The organism is Aphanothece microscopica RSMan92, from assembly GCF_046613545.2.
GTDB lineage: Bacteria > Cyanobacteriota > Cyanobacteriia > PCC-6307 > Cyanobiaceae > NIES-981.
Map to the genome: position 1 here is coordinate 1 of NZ_JBKKKY020000633.1, position 405 is coordinate 405.

1 protein-coding gene is annotated in these 405 nt (G+C 67.9%); it reads right to left on the reverse strand.

Features of this window, described 5'->3' with window-relative positions:
- Positions 1–405: RapZ C-terminal domain-containing protein (locus ACLD7X_RS19390; RefSeq protein ID WP_425625543.1), on the reverse strand; the 405-nt coding region annotated here is incomplete at both ends.

The window sequence follows — 405 nt, forward strand, 5'->3', positions numbered from 1 at the left end:
CGGCAACCGACCGGTGTTGCCCGCCGGTGCAGCCGAAGCCGATCGAAAGATGCGCCTTGCCCTCCTGCAACTGCGCAGGCAGCAGAAAGAGGATCAGATCGCACAGCTTGTCAAAAAACGGCCCAAAGCGCGGGTCGGCCGCCATGTAGTCGACCACCGCCGGGTCGCGCCCGTCACGGTCGCGCAGGGCGGGGTCCCAGTAGGGGTTCCGCAGGAACCGGCAGTCAAAGATCATGTCCACCCCGCGCGGCACCCCCCGCTTGTAGCTGAAGGACTGCAGGCTGACCGCCAGCCGCGGCCCCGGCCCCTGCCCGAACCAGCGGCCCAGTTCCGCCTTGAGGTCGTGCGGGCTCATTTCCGTGGTGTCGATCAGGTGGTCGGCGCGCACCTTGATCGGTGCCAGCA